The 22,216-nt window shown below is 61.6% G+C and carries 25 protein-coding genes and 1 pseudogene; 13 read left to right on the forward strand and 13 right to left on the reverse strand.

The genetic code is table 11. The features are described 5' to 3' along the window. Nucleotides 1–58: 58 nt before the first annotated feature. The 5 genes and pseudogenes from BM136_RS25625 to BM136_RS12400 form a co-directional block, all read right to left on the reverse strand. Nucleotides 59–331: pseudogene (locus BM136_RS25625) on the reverse strand (hypothetical protein). 58 nt (nucleotides 332–389) lie between these two features. After that, on the reverse strand, nucleotides 390–770 hold the full coding sequence (locus tag BM136_RS12385) for a hypothetical protein (RefSeq protein WP_092972114.1): 381 nt from the start codon (nucleotides 768–770) through the stop codon (nucleotides 390–392). Nucleotides 771–855: 85 nt separating this feature from the next. Further along, nucleotides 856–1,140, reverse strand: coding sequence for a hypothetical protein (locus BM136_RS12390; RefSeq protein WP_092972115.1), 285 nt, complete (start codon nucleotides 1,138–1,140; stop codon nucleotides 856–858). Between the two features lie 90 nt (nucleotides 1,141–1,230). Next, entirely contained in the window at nucleotides 1,231–1,557 is a 327-nt protein-coding gene (locus BM136_RS12395; protein ID WP_092972116.1) for a hypothetical protein, read from the reverse strand. 187 nt (nucleotides 1,558–1,744) lie between these two features. Continuing rightward, nucleotides 1,745–1,948, reverse strand: a complete 204-nt coding sequence (locus tag BM136_RS12400) for a cold-shock protein (protein ID WP_092972117.1) — start codon at nucleotides 1,946–1,948, stop codon at nucleotides 1,745–1,747. A 696-nt stretch (nucleotides 1,949–2,644) separates the two neighbouring features. On the opposite strand from BM136_RS12400, the gene BM136_RS12405 reads away from it, so the two are divergent. From BM136_RS12405 to BM136_RS12450, 10 genes are all read left to right on the forward strand, one after another. Then, nucleotides 2,645–2,875, forward strand: coding sequence for an isochorismatase (locus BM136_RS12405; RefSeq protein WP_092972320.1), 231 nt, complete (start codon nucleotides 2,645–2,647; stop codon nucleotides 2,873–2,875). 81 nt (nucleotides 2,876–2,956) lie between these two features. Continuing rightward, nucleotides 2,957–3,211 carry a translation initiation factor 1 gene (locus BM136_RS12410; protein WP_092972118.1) on the forward strand — a complete coding sequence of 85 codons (255 nt, stop codon included), beginning with the start codon at nucleotides 2,957–2,959 and terminating at the stop codon, nucleotides 3,209–3,211. A gap of 68 nt (nucleotides 3,212–3,279) precedes the next feature. Then, nucleotides 3,280–3,492, forward strand: coding sequence for a hypothetical protein (locus BM136_RS25630; protein WP_092972119.1), 213 nt, complete (start codon nucleotides 3,280–3,282; stop codon nucleotides 3,490–3,492). A gap of 96 nt (nucleotides 3,493–3,588) precedes the next feature. Continuing rightward, nucleotides 3,589–4,467: a lysophospholipid acyltransferase family protein gene (locus BM136_RS12420; RefSeq protein ID WP_092972120.1), complete on the forward strand. Its 879-nt coding sequence runs from the start codon at nucleotides 3,589–3,591 to the stop codon at nucleotides 4,465–4,467. A 190-nt stretch (nucleotides 4,468–4,657) separates the two neighbouring features. Then, nucleotides 4,658–4,981 carry a hypothetical protein gene (locus BM136_RS12425; protein ID WP_024978472.1) on the forward strand — a complete coding sequence of 108 codons (324 nt, stop codon included), beginning with the start codon at nucleotides 4,658–4,660 and terminating at the stop codon, nucleotides 4,979–4,981. A gap of 99 nt (nucleotides 4,982–5,080) precedes the next feature. After that, entirely contained in the window at nucleotides 5,081–5,974 is an 894-nt protein-coding gene (locus tag BM136_RS12430) for a LysR substrate-binding domain-containing protein (protein WP_092972121.1), read from the forward strand. A 149-nt stretch (nucleotides 5,975–6,123) separates the two neighbouring features. Further along, nucleotides 6,124–6,873, forward strand: coding sequence for an SDR family NAD(P)-dependent oxidoreductase (locus BM136_RS12435; protein ID WP_092972122.1), 750 nt, complete (start codon nucleotides 6,124–6,126; stop codon nucleotides 6,871–6,873). A 97-nt stretch (nucleotides 6,874–6,970) separates the two neighbouring features. Then, nucleotides 6,971–8,296 carry an MFS transporter gene (locus BM136_RS12440; RefSeq protein WP_092972123.1) on the forward strand — a complete coding sequence of 442 codons (1,326 nt, stop codon included), beginning with the start codon at nucleotides 6,971–6,973 and terminating at the stop codon, nucleotides 8,294–8,296. A 51-nt stretch (nucleotides 8,297–8,347) separates the two neighbouring features. Further along, complete coding sequence (locus BM136_RS12445; RefSeq protein ID WP_045201864.1) at nucleotides 8,348–9,199, forward strand: transketolase; 852 nt, start codon at nucleotides 8,348–8,350, stop codon at nucleotides 9,197–9,199. Further along, the gene (locus tag BM136_RS12450) at nucleotides 9,196–10,197 is read left to right on the forward strand and encodes a transketolase family protein (protein ID WP_092972124.1); all 1,002 of its coding nucleotides are present in this window, start codon (nucleotides 9,196–9,198) and stop codon (nucleotides 10,195–10,197) included. Before BM136_RS12445 ends, BM136_RS12450 begins: the two co-directional genes overlap by 4 nt. Nucleotides 10,198–10,324: 127 nt before the next feature. On the opposite strand, the gene BM136_RS12455 is transcribed toward BM136_RS12450, so the two are convergent. Then, nucleotides 10,325–10,738, reverse strand: a complete 414-nt coding sequence (locus BM136_RS12455; protein WP_139219368.1) for a hypothetical protein — start codon at nucleotides 10,736–10,738, stop codon at nucleotides 10,325–10,327. Nucleotides 10,739–10,910: 172 nt separating this feature from the next. Here BM136_RS12455 and BM136_RS12460 point away from each other — a divergent pair, with 172 nt between their 5' ends. From BM136_RS12460 to BM136_RS12470, 3 genes are all read left to right on the forward strand, one after another. Further along, nucleotides 10,911–11,210 (forward strand): hypothetical protein, encoded by a 300-nt coding sequence (locus tag BM136_RS12460; RefSeq protein ID WP_092972126.1) that lies wholly within the window; start codon nucleotides 10,911–10,913, stop codon nucleotides 11,208–11,210. A gap of 804 nt (nucleotides 11,211–12,014) precedes the next feature. Beyond that, the gene (locus BM136_RS12465) at nucleotides 12,015–12,293 is read left to right on the forward strand and encodes a hypothetical protein (protein WP_092972127.1); all 279 of its coding nucleotides are present in this window, start codon (nucleotides 12,015–12,017) and stop codon (nucleotides 12,291–12,293) included. Between the two features lie 270 nt (nucleotides 12,294–12,563). After that, complete coding sequence (locus tag BM136_RS12470) at nucleotides 12,564–13,460, forward strand: alpha/beta fold hydrolase (RefSeq protein WP_092972128.1); 897 nt, start codon at nucleotides 12,564–12,566, stop codon at nucleotides 13,458–13,460. Between the two features lie 65 nt (nucleotides 13,461–13,525). Here the strand turns inward: BM136_RS12470 and BM136_RS12475 are convergent, their stop codons facing one another. The 7 genes from BM136_RS12475 to BM136_RS12505 form a co-directional block, all read right to left on the reverse strand. Further along, nucleotides 13,526–14,335, reverse strand: coding sequence for an arylamine N-acetyltransferase family protein (locus BM136_RS12475; RefSeq protein ID WP_092972129.1), 810 nt, complete (start codon nucleotides 14,333–14,335; stop codon nucleotides 13,526–13,528). A 35-nt stretch (nucleotides 14,336–14,370) separates the two neighbouring features. After that, nucleotides 14,371–15,345: a helix-turn-helix domain-containing GNAT family N-acetyltransferase gene (locus BM136_RS12480; protein WP_092972130.1), complete on the reverse strand. Its 975-nt coding sequence runs from the start codon at nucleotides 15,343–15,345 to the stop codon at nucleotides 14,371–14,373. Between the two features lie 109 nt (nucleotides 15,346–15,454). Beyond that, entirely contained in the window at nucleotides 15,455–17,029 is a 1,575-nt protein-coding gene (locus tag BM136_RS12485) for a methyl-accepting chemotaxis protein (RefSeq protein ID WP_092972131.1), read from the reverse strand. A 224-nt stretch (nucleotides 17,030–17,253) separates the two neighbouring features. Next, nucleotides 17,254–18,327, reverse strand: a complete 1,074-nt coding sequence (gene yjfF, locus BM136_RS12490) for a galactofuranose ABC transporter, permease protein YjfF (protein ID WP_092972132.1) — start codon at nucleotides 18,325–18,327, stop codon at nucleotides 17,254–17,256. After that, a complete protein-coding gene (locus BM136_RS12495) occupies nucleotides 18,324–19,373 on the reverse strand; it encodes an ABC transporter permease (protein WP_092972133.1) in 1,050 nt (349 codons plus the stop codon). The genes yjfF and BM136_RS12495 overlap by 4 nt, the downstream gene beginning before the upstream one ends. Further along, nucleotides 19,370–20,959, reverse strand: coding sequence for a sugar ABC transporter ATP-binding protein (locus BM136_RS12500; protein ID WP_092972134.1), 1,590 nt, complete (start codon nucleotides 20,957–20,959; stop codon nucleotides 19,370–19,372). The genes BM136_RS12495 and BM136_RS12500 overlap by 4 nt, the downstream gene beginning before the upstream one ends. A 195-nt stretch (nucleotides 20,960–21,154) precedes the next feature. Beyond that, the gene (locus BM136_RS12505; RefSeq protein WP_092972135.1) at nucleotides 21,155–22,144 is read right to left on the reverse strand and encodes an ABC transporter substrate-binding protein; all 990 of its coding nucleotides are present in this window, start codon (nucleotides 22,142–22,144) and stop codon (nucleotides 21,155–21,157) included. Nucleotides 22,145–22,216: the final 72 nt, after the last annotated feature.

Raw genomic sequence — 22,216 nt, forward strand, 5'->3', positions numbered from 1 at the left:
ACAGACGAGACTCGGATGTCGCGCGCGATTGTCCGCTACCAACCGTCGAACACGCCCCTTAAATCTTTCCAGGGACAAATCCATCGATGATGGCTTCGGCCATCTTCGTTGCCGCCCGTCTGGCGATACCAATGCTCTCCCAATGGTCCGCCTGCAGTGCGAAAATCCGGGAATGCTAGGTACTGGGAGGCATCCCTTCCTGGCAGATCAACACGGAGGCACGGTAAGACCGGTCAGGACGCCGCTCATGCCATTCACGAGGCGGGTCAAAGAGGTAGATCAGGGGGTAAACATCGAACCCCTTGTAGCGGCATGTCGGATAGGCATCCACAGCAATCTCCGTTGAAAGGGGCGCCTCGCTCTACACTCTTTCCATTTGCTCCATTGAACTATCCTCGAACGAGCGAATGCGAACGAAGCGGCCTTTGTGCGCCACGTGATCCCGCCGGTTTGAGATCTCCTTGCCAAGGCTGCACGTCCATATCGAGGGTATGGTCGCCTTGTGCCGTTTTCGCGTAGAGGCTGTCACGGATGACCTGTCCAATGGCTAGGCGACACAAGGTTTCAATGCCGCCCGTGGCTGCAGAGGCCAGATCCCGCGCGCTTGCCAGCACCCTGAAGGACCGCCTTCCTTCTCCCACGAAACTGGTGAACTGGACGCAGTTCGGCTGCCCATCGTGGATAAAGCCCACAGTGATGGAGTACGCCATGCCTTTTGCCGCTCCGGGGAGCGTGCAGAGAAAGCTCGTCTTGTCGGTCGCATGATTCATCTTGTTTCCTAGCCAGTCATGCGAGCAACACGCCTCGCCAACGCAATATCAAAAAGGCACGGGCTACAGGCACACGTGGCGCCCGTTACAACGATGCCACCGACTCGCCGGGTACCAGACCATTGATGACGTCCTCGCCGAACTTCAGCGCCCCGCGCCTTGCAGTGCCGACATTCTCCCAAGCGGTGGGCGTCATTCGAAAAACGCGTGAGTGCTCCGCCCCGGGTTGATGACCTTCGCGGCAGATCACTACAGACGCATTGAACGTACGATCAAGGCGCTTGCGTGGCCATGACGGGGCCGCTTCCGTCCGGTACACCAATGGATACAGGTCGAAACCCTTGTACGTGGCTGACGGGCTTGCATTCATGAGGGGCTCCAACCGAGGGTGTGCGTGGTCGATGCCCGGTTAGGCATCAACATTGACTGACAACAGCAATCCGCTGATTTGCCGGGGCAGCTATGAGTCCACCCCTAGATGATCGACGCAGATCACGAGCATCCGACCTCCACGGTCCGCTTGGGCACGCGTGCCCAACTGCGCCCGCAGAAAGCGGTCAAGCATGCACTGCAGTTGACAGAGATCTTGCCGATCTGCGTGCGTCAACTGTTTCATGACATCGTGCGTGAATGCGATCGTCAGCGTCCTGACGCGCCATATACGGCTGTCGAATTCAGGTACTTGCCAGTTCGCTCCGAGCACACTCGGCCCCGCGTTCCAGGTCCGCACATCCTGTCCGGTTATTTCATCCAGCACCGGCTTGGTAAACGCGACAAGGTCGAGCATCACGGCTCTCCATGACTTACATCGCCGGTTGGAGCATCAACGGGCACGCGTCCGTGTGCGGAACAGGAGGATGGTGCCCCACTCTACTCCTATATATGCATGGCTGCGTGTCCGAAGCCGGCACCAGACGTGCGAGCGACGAAAAAAAACCCCGCGTGGCGGGGTTTCTTATAGCGGGCGAGACGGATCAGATCGCTTCAATCTTGGTCGCGACCGGGCCTTTCTGGCCTACGCCCGACACAAAACTGACCTTCTGCCCCTCTTGGAGCGACTTGAACCCGTTGCCCTGGACTTCAGAGAAATGAGCGAACAGATCATTGCCGCCTGCGTCCGGCGTGATGAAGCCGAAGCCTTTGGAGTCGTTGAACCACTTTACGATACCGGTTTCCATGTTGGATTCCTCAAATGTTCTGGTGGAGCCCATGCTCACCAGGCATGACAATCAAGGAAGGAACAAAGAGAAACAGGTGTCGCCTAGTGGGACAACCCAGAACATCGGAGTAACTGCTTGAAGAGCCTGCAACGCAAGGTGTACTGGCATCGCAAGGTTCTGTCAATTGAAAAGACGATATGTCAGAAAATAAGCGATGAATGTGGATGGGGCCGCTCTTTGCCATCGCTGCCATGTTGGCTATACACCGCCGCGTTTGGTTGTGAAAGTAGCGCAGGGACATCCCATGGTGACCCGCAATAGGAGCCATTGAGGCGCCTCACAGAGCAGCGATTGCGAGAAGCTGTTACCATGCGCAACCTTTGCCCGTTTCTCGAATCGATCGGGCTGGGTGCCTAGCAAGAAGACACATCAAGCGCTGGCCACCCGTCGGGCGTACACCCGAATCATCTTGGGCCACACGGTCCATCACCTACCTGACCGGCGGTTTATCCGCTCCGTACGCAGCGCGCATGTACTAGGCGTGCCAGCCTACGCAAGTACGGTCACCTCGTTGCCAATAGCTTGCGCCGTGCATTTGTATGCATGATCCCAAGGCGTTGGCCCTACCCATCGTGGCGTAGCTCATCAGCAGGAACTGGTTTGCTCAGGCGCTCCACGCCTGCCATCAGCTCTCGCCCGAAGCCTAGCAGTGTATTGAACAAAATCGACTCCCCGTACACGGTGTCCGTGTACCCAATTGAACAAGAACCAGGCGTCTGGTTTGCCACCTACCTCATCAATGAGTACAGGGATGGCACGGAACGCATCCTCGCCAATGTCTCGATGCGACACAACGTACATGGCACGGAAGCACTCGCAAGGAATGCCGCCCGGCTTGCAGGAAGAGCCGCCGTCGCGCGTCTGGCGCGCCATCACAAGAACTGAACCGCTCAAGCCGCCCTGCGCGGCTTTTCCGCTTGCGGCAAGTGCAGGCGCAACCCAGCAGTCAACAGGAGGGAAATCACCATGTCTGTTAGCGAAGAGTGGGAAGAACTGCATCTGACGCCCGAGGGCTGGAAAGATGGCAGCTATCGGCACGTACCTGGTGATGCCGTCATCGTCGCGCCGCCGGCCAATGATGTACTGACGGTGCGCAGGCATGTTGCTGCCGTCTATGGCGGGCCGTCACGCGTGACAGAAGACAGAACACCGCGCACCGATGACATGAGCCAGATCGAACAACTGCTGTTGAAGTACGGCGCTCCTGTCTTTGGCGTCTAGACCAAAGACGAAGCAGACGAATGCTCGCGCGCCACATCGCGCCCACGTTATTTGAGAGAGGAGTTGGCATGTCACTCTGCCGCGCTTGCCTTGCAATTGAAGTCCACCGACTTGGTGCGTCAGGCCATGCTTTCCTACGAATCACCGATACCCAGCGCATCAAGGCTTCCAAGACAGCGGCCGTCACGGTGAGCACGTTTGCATGCCGCACATGCGGCGCGAACTGGACCTATCGCGAAGGGAAGAACGTGCCCAACCCGGGATGGGCGCTCGAACAGTAAGCGCCCCCATTGTTTCGCAAGCCTCCGGCGTCTCAGCCAAGGCTCTGAGAAACGCCTGGCAGCGCGCCAGGCAACTCACTCCAGGAGTGCAACACCGTGCATCGCCCATCTCAGCTCGTTCAGCGCGCGCTACCTGTTCTCTTGAGGCTGTTTTCCTCGCTGCCGTTACCCATCATCCACGGCATCGGGCGCGCGGGCGGACGGCTGCTCTACGCCTTACCCGGTGGATATCGCCGCCATGTCCAGCGCAATGCTGCGCAGGCCGGCTTCGAAGCGCCCCGCTTTGCGCGGCAGGCAGCAGCAGAAACCGGTGCAATGATGAGCGAACTGCCAAGGGTCTGGTTTCGTAGCGATGCATGCATGGCCCAGGTGACTTGCGAGGACTGGAACGTCATCGAGGAGGCCCTGGCCGAGCGCAATGGACTCATCATGCTCACTCCCCACCTCGGTTGCTTTGAACTGGCTGCGCGCTACATGGCACTGCGCATTCCATTGACGATCATGTTTCGCCCGCATCGCAAAGCCATGCTGCGCGGCCTGCTGGATGCCGTGCGCGCGACGTCGAACTTGAAGGCGGTGCCCGCAACATCTGAAGGCGTTCGATCTTTCGTACGCGCCTTGCGTCAGGGGGACGCGGTCGGCCTTCTGCCCGATCAAGCGCCGAAGGGCGACGGTGTATGGGTTCCGTTCTTTGGCCGGCCAGCGTACACCATGACGCTGCCGGGCAAGCTTGCCAAACAGACGAACGCCGCACTGATCATCGCCGCGAGCGAGCGCCTGCCTGGCGGGCGTGGCTGGCGAATGCACGTGAAACGCCTGACGGGCACGGTTCCCGAGAGCGCCGAAGCCCAGGCCGCCTGGATCAATGCAGAAATGGAAGAGATGGTCAGGCGCTTTCCTCAGCAATACCTGTGGGGCTACAACCGATACAAGGTGCCCGCGGGCGCGCGCGCGGTGCCTACCGGGGCCGTCTGAGCGGCTTTGCTGCCAGAAGAGAGCGCTAGACCGACAAGCGCCGCCGCCCCAGGCACCTGTGGTCCCAAGCAAAGACCCGAACCCACGCCGGCGCATTCCTGGAGCCCAACCAACGCCGCATATCGAATAACATCTTCCGGCCACACAGCGACGCAAGAGCCCCTCTGCGCAGTGGCAGAAGAGTCCTCCAATGCCACGTCACCACCATCACGTCTACGTCGTCGAACTGTCGCGGCAAGTGCTGGGCGAAGCGCGCTTCGTGAAAGCCAATCCCGATTACTTCGGCGACAAACCTTGCGTTTATGTAGGCATGACAGGCCAGTCACCAGACGTGCGTTTTGACAAACACAAGGCGGGACTGAAATCGAACCGGTTTGTGCGCGAGTATGGGTTGCGTCTGATGCCGGAGCTGTACGAGTGTTTCAACCCGATGCCTTACGAGGCAGCGCGTGAGATGGAAGTGGAGCTGGCGATCGGATTGCGCGAGGAAGGATATGCCGTGTGGCAAGCGTGAATCGGTGATGGATGCGGCAGTGGTACGCGTCGGAGAGTGCGGGCGATAAGATAGCTTCCGTGCTTCATCAACCGGCGATCAACCTCTGCCACGCAAAAGATGCGTATTCCTCCAATGAAGGCGATCATCGCGTTCGAGTCCGTCGCGCGGACCAAGAGCGTGAATCGCGCCTCCGAAGAGCTGGGGCTAACGGCCTCTGCCGTCAGCCATCAGATCAGCAACCTGGAGGCGGCAATCGGCCAGCCGCTCTTTTTCCGGCAAGGCCGCGGTCTGGTCCTGACACCCGTTGGTGAGCAATACCTGCGCGACGTGACAGGGGCGCTGGCCGAGCTCAACCGCGCCACCGAACGTGCCTCCAGCCGTACCGACGTCGAGATCCTTCGCGTGCACTCCAGCCCCAGCTTCGGCCTGATGTGGCTGTTGCCCCGGCTCGCGGCATTCCAGGAGGATCACAGCGACATTCGGTTGAACGTGTCGTGTTCATATGAAGACGTGTCGTTCACCAGCGGTTTCTACGACCTCGACATCCGCTACGGACACGCGCATTGGCGCGACGTGCAGATCAGGACGCTGCGCACCGAGCACATCGCTCCGCTGGCCTCACCGGCATACCTAAAACGGCACCCCGTGCAGTCGCCGCAAGACTTGCTCGCGCATCGGCTCATTCGATCGGAGACGCCGATCGTGCAGTGGCAGCAGTGGTTTGCACGCGTTGGCGTCGAGCACATGCACGTGTCGTTCGACTTCGCCTTCGACCGTTCGTACATGTCGCTCGAGACTGCGGCGCTCGGTCTGGGCGTGGCGCTGGAGAGCACGTTGCTCGCATCGGTCCTGATCGACCAGGGCCGGCTCGTGCCGGTATTTGGCAAGAACCACGCGCTGGAGGTGGCGGGCCACCATATCGTGTTCCCACCTCAGAATGCCGAACTGCCGCGCGTGGCGCGCTTTCTCGCCTGGGTCGACCAGCAGGTCAAAACAACACCGGGCGCCTAGCCTGCCAGGGCGACATGGTGCACCGCACCAGAGGCATGCCCGGCGTCATCTGAAAATTTCTCAGCCATAGTTGAATCCAACTGCGTTGATCGAATCGCCTGCTGGCACAACACTGCAGCCAACAAGATTCCAACAGTCAGGAGACAACGATGTTGCTTGAGAACAAGGTGGTAATCGTCACGGGTGCCGCATCGCCGCGCGGTATTGGCCGGGCCACGGCAAAGGCACTTGCAGCACACGGCGCCCATGTGGTCGTACTCGACTTGCGGCTCGAAGAGGCCGAACAGGCGGCGCGCGAACTCGGTGAAGGCCATCTGGGCCTGGCCTGTGATGTGACTGATCGGGCTGCGTGCGATGCGGCTGCGCAGGCCACGCTGGCCAAGTACGACCGCATTGACGGTCTCATCAACAACGCAGGCATCACCCAGCCGCTGCGTACGCTCGACATCCAGGCGGGCAATTTCGATGCGGTGGTCGACGTCAACCTGCGCGGCACGCTGTACATGTCGCAAGCCGTCCTGCCGCATATGAAAGCGCGCAAGCGCGGCAGCATTGTCTGCATGTCGTCGGTATCTGCGCAGCGCGGCGGCGGCATCTTCGGCGGGCCCCACTACAGCGCTGCCAAGGCAGGCGTGCTTGGCCTTGCCAAGGCCATGGCCCGCGAATTCGGTGGCGACAATGTCCGCGTCAACTCCATCACGCCAGGGCTCATCCAGACCGACATCACCGGCGACAAGCTCACGCCCGACATGCGCGCCGAGATCATCAAGGGCATCCCGCTTGGCCGGCTCGGCGATGCGGCCGACGTTGCCAACGCGTGCCTGTTCCTGGTGAGCGATCTGTCTGCCTACCTGACCGGCATCACGCTCGACGTGAACGGCGGCATGTTGATTCACTGAACGATCCAACCTACACCGCCACGGCACGCACACCGGCCGTGGACTTCTTCAAGACACATGCACCCGGGCCCACCCGGGGCACATGGTAGGAGACACCATGACGACGAAGTTTGCATCGCCCCTGCCGGGCGACGAGATGGCGCCCGCCGATGCCGCCACGTTTGAAGCCCGCACGTATGCCAAGGTCGCGCGCCGGCTCATTCCATTCCTGATGATCTGCTATCTGGGTGCTTACCTGGATCGCGTCAACGTGGGGTTCGCCAAGCTGCAGATGCTCAACGACCTGCGTTTCAGCGAGACGGTGTACGGCCTGGGTGCCGGCATCTTCTTTCTTGGCTACTTCCTGTTTGAGGTGCCGAGCAATGTGATCCTGCACAAGGTCGGCGCGCGCAACTGGCTCGCACGCATCATGTTGACGTGGGCAGTCATCTCTGCAGCTTTTGCCTTCGTGAACACACCGACGTCGTTCTACGTGCTGCGCTTCCTGCTCGGGGTGGCCGAAGCCGGCTTCGCGCCGGGCGTCATCCTGTACATGACGTACTGGTTTCCGTCGCAGCGCCGGGCCAAGGCATTGTCGATTTTCTTCATGGCGATTCCGCTTGCGGGCATCGTCGGGGGGCCACTGTCGGGCTACATCCTGCACACCTTTCACGATGTGGCAGGGCTGTCCGGCTGGAAGTGGCTGTTCCTGATCGAAGCTCTGCCGTCGCTGCTGCTTGGCGTGGCCATCCTGTTCTATCTGGACAACGGCATCGCCCAGGCCAAGTGGCTGACCGACGCAGAAAAGGCGCTGCTTGAGCGCAACGTCGCCGGAGACAACGCACAGAAGACCGCACACGGTTCAGTGGGCGCCTTCGTCGCAGACCGCCGCCTGTGGCTGCTGGCCGCCATCTACTTCTGCGTGGTGCTTGGCCAATACGGGCTGACGTTCTGGCTGCCGACCCTGATCCGCAAGGCTGGCGTGGCTCATCCACTGTGGGTGGGCGTGCTCACAGCCGTGCCGTATATCTGCGCCATCGTCGCGCTGCCGTTGATTGGCATGAGCGCAGACCGCCGCCGCGAGCGCCGTCTGCACCTTGCCGTGCCGATGTTGGTTGCTGCCGCCGGGTTCGCTGCCCTGCCGCTGATTGGCAACGTTGGCGCTGCGCTGGTGTGCCTGAGCATTGCTGCCGCCGGGATCCTGTCTTCGTCATCGCAGTTCTGGTCGTTGCCCACCGCCATGCTGGGCGGCATGTCGGCCGCCGCGGGCATTGCTGCGGTCAACTGCTTCGCCAACCTTGCAGGGTTCTTCTCACCGGCCATCGTCGGGTGGCTCAACGACCTGACGGGTAAATCAACGGCTGGCCTGATCTTCATCTCCTCAGCCATCGTGCTTGGCGCCGTGCTGGTGTTCTTCGTGCCCGCAAAGACCGTCAACCGTTGAGGCGGTGACTGTTTCCGCCCCCGTGCTTCCCGCTTCATCACAGGAACCATCATGACTTCCACATCATTGCCCCCAACCGACGCTCTGCCTCTGGCCGAGCGCGCTTACCGGATCCGCCGCAACGCCCTGCTGATGGGCGAAGTGCAGGGCCAGGGCTATATCGGGCAAGCGCTCGACATTGCCGACGTGCTGGCCGTCGCCTACTTCGGCGCCATGCGCTATCGGCCCGAAGACCCCGACTGGGAAGGCCGTGACCGCTTCCTGCTCTCCAACGGCCACTATGCGATCGCGCTGTACGCCGCCCTGCTCGAAGCCGGCATCCTGCCCGCCGAGGAACTCGAGACGTACGGCAGCGACGACAGCCGCCTGCCAATGTCCGGCATGGCCAGCTACACGCCTGGCATGGAGATGTCCGGCGGCTCACTCGGCCAGGGGCTCACGATTGCCGTCGGCCGCTGTTTGGGCCTCAAACGCAAGGGCTCCGACGCGTTCGTCTACACGCTGTTCTCAGATGGCGAGCTGGATGAAGGCGCCGTGTGGGAGGGCCTACTGTCGGCCGCACACTGGAAGCTGGACAACCTCATCGCCGTGGTGGACGTGAACAATCAGCAGGCCGACGGCCCGTCGACGCAGATCATGGCGTTCGAGCCCCTGCTGCCCAAGCTCGAAGCGTTCGGCTGGTTCACCCAACGCGTGGATGGCAACGACATCGACGCGGTGAAGGCCGCGTTTGACGCAGCGCGCGCGCACAAGGGTGCGCAGCCACGCATGATCATCTGCGATACCCGCATGGGTTGCGGTGTTCCGTTCCTGGAGCAGCGCGAAAAGAATCACTTCATCCGCGTTGACGCGCACGAATGGCAGCTCGCGCTGCAAGCACTGGAAGCCGGGAGGACCGCATGAGCAGCACCGTCATCAACAAGCCCAAGCTGAAGACCTCGGCGATGATCGCCTCCATTGCGGGCGAGGGCCAGGCAACACGCCCGGCGCCGTTCGGCCACGCGCTGGCCGAGCTGGCACGCGTGAAGCCGAACGTCGTCGGCATGACTGCAGACCTGGGCAAGTACACCGATCTGCACATCTTTGCCAAAGAATTTCCCGATCGCTATTACCAGATGGGCATGGCCGAGCAATTGCTCATGGGCGCTGCCGCCGGGCTGGCCAACGAAGGCGCCCAGCCGTTTGTGACGACCTACGCTGTCTTCGCCACCCGTCGTGCCTACGACTTCATGCACCAGACGATTGCCGAAGACAACCTCGATGTGAAAATCGTCTGCGCGTTGCCCGGCCTGACCACCGGCTACGGGCCGAGCCACCAGGCCGCCGAAGACCTGGCGCTGATGCGCGCCATGCCCAACATGACCGTCATCGACCCGTGCGACGCGCTGGAGATCGAGCAAATGGTGCCAGCCATCGCAGCCCATGCCGGCCCCGTCTATGCGCGCCTGCTGCGTGGCAACGTGCCGGCGGTGCTCGACGAATACGGCTATCAGTTCGAGTTAGGCAAGGCCAAGCTGCTGCGCGACGGCGCCGAAGTGCTGGTCATTTCGTCCGGCATCATGACCATGCGGGCGCTGGAAGTGGCCAAGGCGCTGGAGGGCGACGGCATTGGCGTGGGCGTGCTGCACGTGCCGACGATCAAGCCGCTCGACACCGAGACGATCCTGCGTGAGGCTCGACGCTCGGGGCGGCTCGTGGTGGTGGCGGAGAATCACACCGTGATCGGCGGCTTGGGCGAGGCGGTTGCCGGCACCCTGATGCGCGCCGGGGTGAGCGTGCCATTCCGCCAGGTCGGGCTGCCGGACGCATTTCTCGATGCCGGCGCACTCCCCACCCTGCACGATCGCTATGGGATTTCCACGAACGTCATGGCGTCGACGATTCGTGGCTGGCTGGATTGACATACTTGGGAGGCGCTCCGCCCTCGCGAAACGCGCATCGACAACTCTCTGGAAGCCGAACACCGCATTTAGATAGGCTTCCAGAACGTCGGCGATGGCGGCGGAGCCTGCCCAATACGTGTTGGCGCTAATTGATCAAATCCTTAGCAGCCTTGGCGCCCTCTTCCATCAGCTTGGCTTGCGCGTTGGCGCGGTTCAGCACGTTCTGCAGCTCCGCACTGCGGATCATGGTCTCGGCCTGCATCTGCATGATGCGTTCCATGCGCGAGTCTGCGTCACCGTGTGCGCGAGGCAGTTCCGAGCGGGGGAGATCCGCGCGGCGTTGCTTGGCTTGGGGCTGTGCAGCGGTATCGTCACCGCTCGACTCGCGTGGGCGCTTCGTGCCGCGCGCAGACAACGCCCCAAGTTCCCCTTGCGACGTACGTGCCGCGCGCTGAGGCACCTGAGGTTGCGACGGCTTGACCGGCGACGAACCTGGCGCGTCGTTACTGCTGATGTGTGTCTGGACGCTCGGTCCGCTGATCTTCGATGGAATCGGCATGGCGGGCAGAAATGGGGCAAGAACGCTTGCATGCTAGGCGGCCCATTGCAGCGTCCAGCACAATCATGCGAAAACGCAATCGCAAACGCGAAGCCGCTCCACATGCGCCATGGCATGTCGAGCAATCGGTAGCCAACCACTCACACAATCAAATACGCGCTCGGAGGCATTGATGCACGTGCTGGACCACGAACCGCAAAGCTGGTTTCTATTTGAGGCGGATGGCGAGCTGTATCTCGATGCCAATTGCAACCATGGGGCGGTCGGCTACAGCTTCATGATTCGGCTGAGCACGGCGGAAGTTCAACGGTATCGCGATGCGGGGCGGGATTACCTGAACTGGCTGGCTCAGGACATACATAACTCCGCGCCGATTTTGGTTGCCAGTTCGTCGCCGTATAAAACCCGAAAGGCGACCAAGGAAGAGGAAGCCGAAGCGAGCACTGCGTTGGCGGCATGGCAGGCGGAGTGAATTCGGAGCCTCAAGCTCGGCGCTTGAGGCTTAAACCCCCGACTGCCGCCCCTCAACCCCCGCTAGCCGCCCTCCAAGCCCCAACCGTGGGGCTTTTTGCTCCGCGCGTGCTGCTTTTTGCAGCAATGGGTCGGACCTTTTACCTCGACGCATGGCACTCCGAACTCCACGCGTGGGGCTCTGAACTCGGAGAACGACTCTTTTTGCCTCACGCTTGCTGCTTTTTTCAGCAACACATGCTGCTTTTTTGAGCACGGTCGAGGGTCTGACCTCGACGATTGGGGTTCTGGACTCGACCGTTGAGGCTCGGAGCTCGGCATGTGGGGCTTTTTGCTCGGCGTGTGCGGTTCGGAACTCGGCGCCCCGAGTCCGGAGCCCGATGCGCGACGTTCTGGACCCCGCGAATGCGCTCTGATTTGGCCGCCGAGACAAACCGCAACTTGCCGCCGCGGCTCGCCGCCCATAAACTCACCCCCGCTCGCGCAAACCAAGCGCAGCCGGGACTGCAATCCCGAATTCAAGACAAATCCGCGAGTGCCGTTAGGCCCTTGCGTGCCGTCGTTCGCCTATATGGGCGGGCCCGGCAGGGAGGGCTTCGGCCCTGCCGATTTTTTTGGTTTGTCTTGATCGGTATTGCAGACCTTGTCGTGTGCCCGCCCACCCTCCCAGGTGGGTGGCTCCTCACTCAACCAGAGGCAAGACAATGGATCAACCGACCCAAGCTGTACCCATCCCACGCGGGCATCGCCCCGCAAACTGTCACTTCACCCGCATCGCGCAACGTCCTCCGTCCGGAGGTGCCCGATGAGCCTTGAAGACAATCTCCTGTATGCACAAGGCGCCCTGAGCGCGCGGGATTATTTGCGGCGCACCCAAATGAACATGAAGGTGCAGCGGCAGTTCAGCCCCCAGACGTTGCGCTTGGAATACCAGCATCAGGTCAAGGACAAGGCCGTTGAATACCAGGCCGGGTTTCTCGATGCGATTGGCGCTTTCATGCTGACGTCGCTGGATGGTGTGACAGTGGACTTGTACCGGTGGGAAGTTCTGAGCGTGCTTCAGCGCGCGAACAAGCTGAAATAAGAAAAACAGCAGTAAAAGCGAACCCGCGACGGGCGGGGACGCTTGCGGCCGACGCATCACCAAGCGCATTCAACATTAGCCAGCACACACCTGATTGGTAGAGCGCCGTCTTTTCCATCCAATTCGCTCTTTATCTTTTTTTTGAGTGAGACAAGGTAGAGCAGTTGCATTGGCGACTTCAATCCTGTCATAAGCGGTTCGCGTTTCACTTCAGGCAAAGAACCGATATGGTCCATAATGAATCGTTCATCGCTCTCTATGAGGCACCCGATGTTCGATAGCGTCCCAGGCATCACTGTCAATACAGGCGAAGCGGAGATATTTCTCAAGCGATTCGGATCCGGTCCACCGCTACTTTTTCTCCATGGCTTTCCTGAAACACATTTGATGTGGAGGGCGGTTGCGCCACTGCTCTCTGATCAACATGAAGTGTTCTGTCCAGACCTACGCGGATATGGAAAGAGCAGTTGTCCTGATTCAGCCCCGGACCATGCGCCATATAGCAAACGAGCAATGGCAAGAGACATGGTTGCACTCATGCGCAGATTCGGCCATGAGCATTTCGCGGTCATCGGTCATGATCGAGGCGCTCGCGTTGCACACCGTATGGCGTTGGATTTTCCGGCTTGTGTCCGCCGCCTTGCTGTGCTCGATATCTTGCCGACGGAGGTTGTCTGGGACAGGGCTGACGCGAAATTGGCCTTGGCCTTCTGGCCATGGTCACTACTATCTCAGCCAGCGCCGCTCCCAGAGCGACTGATTTCGGCAGCGCCAGACGCGATTATTGATAATGCATTGAGCGGTTGGGGAACCAGACGCGACACGTTTTCGATAGACGTGCGAGATGCATATATTGATGCTTTAAGCGATCCCGCACGCATTCATGCAATTTGTGAAGAATACAGAGCGGCGGCAACTATAGACCGTGAACATGATGTTGCCGATATTTCAGTAAATAAAAAGGTGACCTGCCCGTTACTCGCTGTTTGGAGTAAAAACGGTGGAATAGAAAAGTGGTATCAGGACGATGGTGGGCCACTAGAAATCTGGCGGGGTTTTGCATGTGACGTTGAAGGTCATGCGCTCGATGGCGGCCACTTTTTTCCGGAGGAAATTCCGGAACAGACCGCAGATATTCTTCGCAAGTTCCTACGGAAAACTACCTAACGATTGCCCGCGAATCTCCGGTACGGCTACGAAATCTCGGTGGGTGACTTACAAAACCTGCTTTCTCAGGCCCACGCCTCCACCCCCGGCACCGGCATCCCCTCCACCTCCGGCAAGTCAATCCCAAAGTACTCAGCCAACAACCCCCGCAACGCCCTCCGGTCTTCCAATTCAAACCTGTGCGGCGTATTCCCGCGCCAGATCGTGGCGTCCCGATTCATCACCGTCACGCGCCCTTCGTCGGTCAATGCCCGCATGAGGATGCGGTTCATGAACGGCGACGCCGGATACGTGCTCGTGTAGTGGTTCGCCATTTCGAAATCGATCGGGTAGTCCCGCTCCATCGTGGTGACCCAGGCGTCGACGGGCGTGTCGCTGCGCACCTGTGCGCGGAGTATCCAGCGGTCTTCATCGCGCGCCATCCAGTGCAGTTCGCCGTCGATATTGGCCTGCGTGCCGTCCAGCGGCACAGGCACACGCGGGGCGAGCGCGCCAAAACCTGGGTCGACGACGAAGGTGCCTTCGGGCAACGGCACCGTCAGAAACATGTGGGTGCGCGGCGCCTCCGTGCGCGGGGCGAGCAATACCACGCGCGACGAGTGACGGGTCGGCTGAAAGCCAAGCTGCTCCAGCACGGCGGCAAACAAGGTGGCGTGCTCAAAACAGTAGCCACCGCGGCGTGCGTGAACGAGCTTGTTCTGCAGGCTTTCCAGGTCGATCCGGATGCCGCGCCCGAGCAGCACGTCGAGGTTCTCAAACGGAATGTGCCGCATGTGCGCGTGCACCAACTGCGCGAGCGTGTCGTAGCTGGGGCGGGTGCCGCCGCCCCACTGGATGCGGTTGAAGTAGGCGTCCAGATTGAGTTGCGATGTCACGTGCGGTCTCCTTGTGCGCCGGGGGTGACGCAACGTCAGCCCTGTTTGCGGCGGCGGAATTGCTGTTCGGTTACGGTGCTGCCCCACTGCGTTCCGGCTTCTTCATGCGTAAGTTGAAAGCCGAACGATTCGTACAGGTGGCGGGCAGCATCCAGGCCCTTGAAGGTGTTGAGGTAAGTCTCGTCAAAGCGCTCGTCGACAAAGCGCATGGCCTGCGACATGAGCTTACGGCCAATACCGGTGCCACGCAGTGAATCATCCACGATGAACCAGCGCAGGTGTGCAACGCGCGTGTCCGAGTTTCCGTCAATGGCGAGCGATGCGAGGCAGCGGTTGTTCTCCACACACAGCCAGAGTGCCTTGTTGGCGTCGGGCAGGGATTGCGCAAAGTCGGCCAGTTCCTTGGCGACGCGGCGCTCGAAGAACACGCCAAACCCCCAATGTTGCGCGTAGAACCGGCCATGCAGGCTGGCGATATCGCCAATGCAGCCGGGCACGTAGCCTTGCACGATCTGGGGGCCCGCGTCAGCGGGGGCTTGCGCGGGCTTGTGGTCGTTGTCGTCGGCCAGCGCGCTGACGTATTGCGACAGCGATGCAACCAGCCGTTGCTGGTCTGCGGGCGTCAGGTGTCGCAGCGCATTGGAGACTTGGCCGGAAGCGAAGGCGTCGATCTTGCGCCGCAATTGCTGGCCGTCTTTGGTGAGGTGCAGTTCGGAAGATCGGGCGTCGTCTGCACAGGTGCGGCGCTCGACCAGGCCGGCGGATTCCAGCCGGGTGACCTGGCGGCTGGTGCTCGATTTGTCCAGCCGCAGGCGTTCGGCCAGGTCGCGTGCCTGAATGCCCGGCGAGCCGGCAATCTCCAGGATCGCGTGCACTGCAGAGGGCGGCAGATCGCTCTCAGCCAGCGTGTTGCGCATGAAGCCAAGCTCGCGAACGAGCTTGCGCGAAATCTCCCGCAGCTCGCGGATGGTCTGCTCGCGTGATTGCGTGGGCGCTTCAATGAAGTCCATACCGGCCTCGATTAGTTGTTTCGCGCAACCAATATAGTTGCACGAAACAACCTTTTCAAGGCCCGGCGGTGCCGTAGCGGGCAGCGCCTAAGAGGCTTGTCACCGGTGCTCAGGCAAACGCGGGCCCGCTGGCGCCATCCGACAGACGGAATACCGATACGGCGCGCCGCAGCGTCGTCGCCTGTTCTTCCAGCGATTGCGCTGCCGCTGCGGCCTGCTCGACCAGCGCGGCGTTCTGCTGTGTGACTTCGTCCATCTGCGTGACGGCCTGATTGACCTGCTCGATGCCCCGGCTTTGCTCGGCAGAGGCGGCGGCAATCTCGGCCACGATCTCCGATACGCGGCGGATGGCATCCTTCACTTCGCTCATGGTCTCGCCCACCGCAGCCGCCTGTTGCGAGCCCGCCTGCACCACGGCAACGGAGTCGCCAATCAGCCCCTTGATCTCCTTGGCGGCAGAAGCGGAGCGTTGCGCAAGCGTGCGAACCTCACTGGCAACAACGGCAAAGCCCCTGCCCTGCTCGCCAGCGCGCGCGGCTTCCACCGCGGCATTCAACGCGAGGATGTTGGTCTGGAACGCGATGCCTTCGATCAGCCCCGTGATCTCGGAGATCTTGCCCGAGCTGGTGCTGATCTGGTCAATCGTGCCGACCATGGCCTGCACGGCTTCGTTGCCTGCCTGCGCGATGGTGCTGGCGCTGGAGGCGAGGCTGTCGGCCTGGGCGGCGTTCTCGGCGTTCTGCTTCACGGTCTCGGTCAACTGCGTCATGCTCGACGCGGTTTCCTCAAGCGATGCGGCCTGCTGCTCCGTGCGGGCAGACAGATCAATGTTGCCGGCTGCAATCTCCTTGGACGCCACCGTCACGGATTCGGCCGATACCTTGATGCCGCGCACCGTGTCGGTCAACTGCTGATCCATTGTGCGCAGTGCGGCCAGCAGCTCACCAAACTCGCCCTGCGTGTCGATCACGATGTTGTTCTCCAACCGCCCACCGGCAATATGGTTGGCAACGTCCACCGCTCGGCTGAGCGGCCGAGAGATCGCACGCAGCAGATACCAGCACATGCCCACGCCCACCGCAAACCCAGCGCACACCAGCACAACAGCCATGCTGAAGATGGAGTGATAAGTTGCTTCGCTATCGTCGACGGCCAACTTGGCCTGTTCCAGATTGATGGCAATGTCTTTTGCCAGCAGTTCGCTCACGGCCTGGCCGGATTGGGCGTGGTGGTTGATGATCTGCGAGGCAGCATCATGGTGACCTGCCTGCAACGCTTCAATCGCTTCGTTCGTGGCGGTGTTGAATTGCGGCAGGGCGTCGTTGATCTTGCTGGCGACCTCGCGTTCCTGTTCGCTCGTCACGCTGGCGGGGTAGTACTGCTTCCACGCGCCGTTGATCTGGTCCATATCCGCACGCATGGTGCGCACGGCCGCTGCGACCTGCGATGCGTCGTCCTTGAAGACCTGCGCGCGGCGCAATTGCAGGCGTACATCCAGTTGCGCCGTCCGAAGCTCGGCAAGCTGCGCGATAGGCAGCGTGTTGCCCGTGTAGGCGTCGCCAATGTTGGCGTTCAGGCGCATCAGGCCCCGCACCCCAAACACACCTGTGGCCAGCAGCAGCACCAGACACAGACCAAACGCCCCAAGCAATTTGAAGCGCACCGAATGCACGATAGACGGCATGATTTCCCCCGACCTGTTTATCCGGAGGCACGTGCTCCGGAATGTTGGATGTTCTGAATCTGCATATCGGTAGGCCGCGAGATACCTTAAGTGCGTGAGTCAAAGCGCTCACATTGCGCTCTGCATCAGTGCGTGCTTTGGCGATTCGGGTGCGTGAGGGGAGACATCCGAGAGCCGGTCCGTACGCGCGACGGACCGACTTCAAGCTGCGTGAGCGTGCCTGCCTAGTTGAACGGCGGCATGGCGTGTGATCGCATGACGATGGCCGAAGCAGGTGTGTCCTTGGCCGTTTCAGTCGGGCGCTGAACCGGCTTGTGTGGGCTGGACGGCGGTACGGACACCCCGCGTTGCGCGCGCCCTAGGAAACGCTGCATGAGGCAGAACACGCACAGCAACACCCCAATGGCGATGCGCGCCCACCAGGAGCTGAGCGTGCCGTCAAAGGTGATCAACGACTGGATGACGCCGAGCAACAGCACGCCCACCACGCTACCGCTGATCAGCCCCACGCCACCTGTGAGCAACGTGCCACCGACCACGGTGGCGGCAATGGCGTCCAGTTCCATGCCCTGGGCATGCAGTCCGTAGCCGGAGAGCATGTAGAACGTGACCAGCACGCCGCCCAGTGCCGAGCAGAAACCGCTGAGCACATAGACGAGGATGCGCGTGCGCGCCACCGGCAAGCCCATCAGCAAAGCCGAGCGTTCATTGCCGCCCAGCGCATAGACCGTGCGGCCGAAGCGGCTGCAATGTGCAAGCCACGCCGCGGTAGCAAACACCACCAGCGCAATCACCACGCTGGGCGACACGTAGTTGCCGCCGCCCACCTGGATCTTGTATTGCGACAGCGTGGTGTAGATCGGGTCCGTAATGCTGATCGAATCAATGCTGATGAGGTAGCACAGCCCCCGCGCGAGGAACATGCCGCCCAGCGTGACGATGAACGGCTGGATGCGGAACACCTGGATCAGCACGCCCATCATCAAGCCGAACAGGCACCCGACAACGAGCACCAGCGGCACCACCACGCCAATCGACCAGCCGTGATGTTCGACCAGCGCGGCGGAGATCATGGTGGTAAGGGCCACCACCGCGCCCACCGACAGATCGATGCCGCCCGACAGAATGACGAACGTCATGCCAATGGCGACGACCATCAGGAACGCGTTGTCGATCAGCAGATTGAGAAACACCTGCACGCTGAAGAAGCCCGTGTAAGTCACAGACCCAAAGCCGAACAGCAGCGCAAACAGGAACAGCGTGACGTAGAACGGCAAGCGCCGTGGATTGACTCTCATGACTGCGCCCCTGCACGGCTTTGGCGTTGAAAGAACATGCCGCGAAACGCTTCCGATTGCGCCAGGCACACGGCAAACACCACCACGGCTTTCACCACGAGGTTGATCTCGGGCGGCACGCCCATCGAGTAGATCGCATAGGTGAGCGTCTGAATGATCAGCGCGCCAATCACGCTGCCCCACAGGCTGAACTTGCCGCCCGCCAGCGAGGTACCGCCCAGCGTGACGGCCAGGATGGCGTCAAGCTCCAGCAGCAGCCCGGCGTTGTTGCCGTCCGCGCTCTTGACGTTGGAGCAGATGATGAGCCCCGCAACGCCGGCCATGGCACCGCAAAATCCATAGATGCCAAACAGCAGCGCCTTGGTGTTGAGCCCCGCAAGCCGCGCGGCCACCGGGTTGATGCCGACGGCCTCGATAAACAGCCCCAGCGCCGTGCGATGCATCAACAGGAGCAACAGGCCCAGCACAGCGGCCGCGATGTACAGGCCGAACGGCAGCCCGAACAGATAGCCGTTGCCCACAAAGAAGAACGGCTCGTAGTAGACGGTGATGATCTGGCCACCGGTAATGAGTTGCGCCACGCCGCGCCCGGCCACCATCAGGATCAGCGTGGCAATGATGGGCTGCATGCCTGCACCCGCCACCAGCAGGCCATTCCACAGGCCGCATACCAGCGCTACGCCCACGGCAGCCAGCAGCGCCAGCAGCAGCGGCACCTTGGTCACGTAGACAGGCAAGCCGTTCTGTACCACCAGCGTGCCGCCGATGAGCGACGCCGCAATGGCGCCGGAGATGGCCACCACCGCGCCCACTGAAATATCGATGCCGCCCACGGCAATCACCAGCGTCATGCCCAGGGATATGAGCATCAGCGGCGCGGCACGGTTGAGGATGTCGATCAGGCTGCCGTACAGGTGTCCACCGCGAATGTCGAGGTGAAAGAAATGCGGGTTGAACCACGCGTTGAGCAGACACAGCAGGAGTAGCGTCACGCACGGCCAGAACAATCTGTGGCCGGTGAGCGCTCGCAGGTTGGCGGAGTTCATGCTGCGCCTCCGGTGGTGTTGGACTGGGTGTTGGACTGACCGGCAGGCACGTCGCCGCCGGCAATCACGTGGCACAGGTTGTCTTCGGTCACATCGGAGCCGGCAAGCTCGCCCACCTTCTTGCGATCGCGCAGGATCGCCAGCCGGTGGCTCACACGCAGCACTTCCGGCAGCTCGCTGGAGATGAACAGGATGGCCATACCCTTGCGGCACTGCGCGATCACCAGGTCCATGATGTCGAGCTTGGCGGCAATGTCGATGCCGCGCGTGGGCTCGTCCAGGATCAGCATGGCCGGGTCGGTCGCCAGCCAGCGTGCGAGCACGGCCTTCTGCTGGTTGCCGCCCGAGAGCTGGCCGATGGGCTTTTCAGCGTCGGGCGTCTTGATGCCGAGCTGGGCGATGTACTGGTCGGCAATCTCGCGCTGGCGCTTCTTGGGCAGATAGCGGAACAGCCCACGCTTGGCCTGCAGCGCGAGGATGATGTTCTCGCGAATCGACAGCTCGGCAATGATGCCCTCGGTCTTGCGGTCTTCCGGGCAGAAGCCGATGCCCTGACGGATGGCGTCACGTGGGGAACTGAACTGATGCGACTGGCCCTGCACGTTGATCGAGCCCGCATCGTTGCGATCAACGCCAAACAGCAGGCGCGCGGTCTCGGTGCGGCCCGAGCCCAGCAGCCCGCCCAGGCCCAGCACCTGCCCGGGGCGGACGTCCAGATCGAGCGGCTGCACGACACCACGGCGGCCCATGCCACGCGCGCTCAGGAACGCTGGCGCGGAGTCATCCACCGCCGGCACCTCGGTGCGCTCGAAGCGGCTTGCATCAATGTCGCGCCCGACCATCTTGTTGATCAATTGCAGTTGCGGCAGATCGCGCGCGGCGTATTCGCCCTCCAGCCGGCCGTTGCGCAGCACGGTAATGCGGTCGGCAATGGCGTAGGTCTGCTCCAGAAAATGTGTGACGAACAACACGGCCATGCCGCGCGCCTTGAGCGTGCGAATGGCGGCAAACAGGCGCGCCACTTCGTCGTCGTCCAGGCTGGACGTTGGCTCGTCCAGGATCAGGATGCGGGCTTCGGTGGATAGCGCGCGCGCAATTGCCACCATCTGCTGAATGGCCACCGGATAGAGCGACAGCGGCAGCGTCACGTCGATGTGGATGTTCAGATCGGCCAGCAGCGCCTGCGCGGCGCGGTTGGTGGCGCGCCAGTCGATGCTGCCCATGCGCATCGGGAAGCGGCCGATGTGGATGTTCTCTGCCACGGTCAGGTTCGGACAGAGATTGACCTCCTGATACACCGTGCTGATGCCGAGCTTCTGCGCGTCCAGCGGCGAGCTTGGCGCGATGGGCTGACCGCCGAGCACGATCTCGCCCGCATCGGGCGCCTCAACGCCAGTCAGCACCTTGATAAGCGTCGACTTGCCGGCGCCGTTCTGCCCCATCAAGGCATGCACTTCACCGGGAAACAAGCGGAAATCGACCGCGGCCAGCGCCTGCACGCCGGGAAAGTTCTTGGAAATGCCGCGCATGTGAAGCAACGCGCCACGGGCATCTGTGGCGGCGGCATGATCAACGTGATCCAACATGGATGTCACCTGTTAACGTGGCGCAGCCGGCATGGCGAAACAAAGTCGCCCTGCCGGCCCGCTCGGAACCTGTTCATGATCCGTAGCGAGCGGCCCGAGGTTGGCAGGACGAGTTGTCCAAATCGGCAGCCGTACATAAATACGGCGAGTACGAATTTGGCAAACCGGGTGCCAAGATCGGGCCGTGCAGCAGGATCAGTACTTGCGGTTCGGAAACTCCTTGGCCGCCACGTCCATCGGGAAGATGCCTTCCTTGGTGACGATACGCTTGGGCACGGTCTTGCCCGCCAGCACGGCGCGCGCGGTATCCATCAGTTGCGGCCCGAGCAGCGGGCTGCATTCCACCGTGACGTTGAGCTTGCCGGCCATCATGGCTTCAAACGCGCCCTTCACGCCGTCGATGGAGATGATGGTGATGTCCTTGCCCGGCTTGAGCCCGGCCTCTTCAATGGCCTGGATCGCACCGATCGCCATGTCGTCGTTGTGCGCGAACAGCACGTTGATCTTCTTGCCCTCGGCCTTGAGGAAGGCTTCCATCACCTCCTTGCCCTTGGCGCGGGTGAAGTCGCCGGTTTGCGAGCGGATGATCTTGTAGTGCGGATCGGCCTTGATGATTTCTTCAAAGCCGCGCTTGCGGTCGATGGCAGGCGCGGAGCCGACGGTGCCTTGCAGCTCGACGATGTTCACGTCGCCGCCCTTGGGCTTGACGTTCTCAAGCAGCCAGCGTCCCGCCTTGCGGCCTTCCTCGACAAAGTCCGAGCCGATGAACGTGGTGTAGAGCGACGTGTCCTTGCTGTCGATACCGCGGTCGGTCAGGATGACTGGAATCTTCGCGGCCTTGGCCTCCTGCAGCACGGTGTCCCAGCCGGATTCCACCACCGGAGAGAACGCAATCACATCGACCTTCTGCGCGATATACGAGCGAATCGCCTTGATCTGGTTTTCCTGCTTCTGCTGCGCGTCGGAAAACTTCAGGTTCACGCCCTGCGCCTTGGCCGTCGATTTGATGGACTCGGAATTGGCGGTGCGCCATTCGCTCTCGGCACCCACCTGGGCAAAACCCATGGTGAACGACTTGTCAGCCGCGTGAGCCGCGGTGGTCAGGCCCGTGGCCAGCAGCACGCCGGCCGTGGCCAGCAAGCTCAACACGGTCCGTCTGGCGCACGAAGCGCTGGTTTTTTTCATCGTTTGTCTCCGTTATGGTGGAGCGCAGCCGGTAACTGCCCCCGGGGCTGCGCACGTCGTCTTTGCAACGCG

This window comes from Ralstonia sp. NFACC01 (assembly GCF_900115545.1).
Taxonomy (GTDB): Bacteria; Pseudomonadota; Gammaproteobacteria; order Burkholderiales; family Burkholderiaceae; genus Ralstonia; species Ralstonia mojiangensis.